The organism is Microcystis sp. LEGE 08355 (assembly GCF_015207185.1).
GTDB lineage: Bacteria > Cyanobacteriota > Cyanobacteriia > Cyanobacteriales > Microcystaceae > Microcystis > Microcystis panniformis.
In genome coordinates this window covers 1-1,669 of record NZ_JADEXI010000797.1, presented here as the reverse complement: position 1 = coordinate 1,669, position 1,669 = coordinate 1, and the positions used below count along the sequence as shown (strand labels likewise).

Here is a 1,669-nt window from a genome sequence, read left to right as displayed (position 1 = left end):
GTGGGGTGTGGGGAGAATAAATAAAATAATCTCCTATCTCCTGACTCCTGACGACCGACTCCTAACCCTAACAACAGTTTTTGATTTTTACAATAGGTCTAGTATAAACCCACTGATTATGATTTTTTTTGGCCACGATTTTTTTAGAAGCGACCAAAGATTTTAGACAAAGATTGAGCATAGAAACGGGACGATTTAAGCGTTGGCTCAATTCTTGAACTGTGATTCCTTGTGGATAAAATTGCATAAGTTCAAAAATTTTTGCGCTAGTATTTAATCCTTTTGTCGGACTAATAATCTTGATAGCCAAGGCTAGTAATCGGGAGAAACGACAGGCCATTAGACCCTTGTTTGTCGCTGCTTTGTTCCGATCAATCTAGCCTTTTTTTCGAGAATTTATCAGGGGTTAAAATGCTAATAAAACCTTGACGGAAATAGAGATTAATTTGTTCCCATAATCTCTTGAACAGCAGATAAAAGGCGATCAATCTCCTCATCAGTGCCGATAGAAATCCGCACATAATTCTGAATGCGAGGATGTTTAAAGTATCGCACTAATATCTGACGCTCTTTCAGTTGATTATATAACTCACTGGCACTAATGTGCGGGGGAGAAGCGAGGATAAAATTAGCTTCCGAGTCAAAAACAATAAATCCCAACTCGCGCAAAGAAGTAATTAAACGGCTGCGGGTTTGACGGACTTTTTGCCAAACTTCCTCAAAATAATTATGGTGTTTTAAAGCTGCTGTGGCTAAAGTTTGAGCAATGCGATCTAAATTATAGGAATCACGCACCTTATCCATCTGTTCGATAATTGCCCTCGAAGCAAAACCGAAACCGACTCTTAACCCCGCTAAACTATAACTTTTCGACATGGTGCGACTAATGATGACATTATCGTAACGGGAGAGAAAATCGAGATGATTGTCATCACTAAAATCCACATAAGCTTCATCAATTAATACCACTCCCGACGCATTAGCACAGGTTGCTTCTAAATAGTCGCGCTCAAGATGTTTACCGAGGGGAGGATTAGGGGAAGCGAGAAAAATTAATTTCGCTTCTGGACAAATAATCGGCCCTGCTAATTCAAATTGATCATTAGTGGTAAATTCGATAATATTTGCCCCGTGTACCCGGGCAATTGTCTCGTAAAGGGAATAAGTTAAATCCAAAAAAGCGACGCTTTCGCAAGGGTTAACAAAAGTTCGCAGGGCGATATTAAGGATATCATCGGAGCCATTACCTGCGATTATCTGATTGGCTGTTATGCCGTATAATTCCGCCGCCGTTTGCCGTAACTCTTTGGAGATAGGATCGGGATAGAGTCGGACTTTTTCTAATTGCTCTTGCAGGTGGGCAAAAATTTCCGCCGGTGGGGGATAGGGGTTCTCATTGGTGTTAAGTTTGGTAAATCCCGCAGTTTGGGGCTGTTCTCCCGGAGTGTAAGCGGGGGTTTGACGAACACAATCGCGTGTGGGTAGCATGAACTCTCTGGAGCGGCAATTTCTAGCAAGCTTTTTATTATAGCTGATTATCAGGGGTTGAATAGATGTCAACCCCTACCGGTAAAACTAATTAGGGTTGGCTGAATAAATCTAAAAACCTTGTTGGATAATATCTTTAGGCTTTTTTGAAATCAAAAAGTGCCAGCGATTGGAGTGATTA

At 41.0% G+C, this 1,669-nt stretch carries 2 protein-coding genes; both read right to left on the bottom strand.

The features are described from left to right. Positions 1-67: 67 nt before the first annotated feature. On the bottom strand, positions 68-340 hold the full coding sequence (locus IQ242_RS24120; protein ID WP_193961698.1) for a winged helix-turn-helix domain-containing protein: 273 nt from the start codon (positions 338-340) through the stop codon (positions 68-70). Positions 341-441: 101 nt separating this feature from the next. Then, positions 442-1,488, bottom strand: a complete 1,047-nt coding sequence (hisC, locus tag IQ242_RS24115; RefSeq protein ID WP_193961697.1) for a histidinol-phosphate transaminase — start codon at positions 1,486-1,488, stop codon at positions 442-444. Between the last annotated feature and the right edge of the window lie 181 nt (positions 1,489-1,669).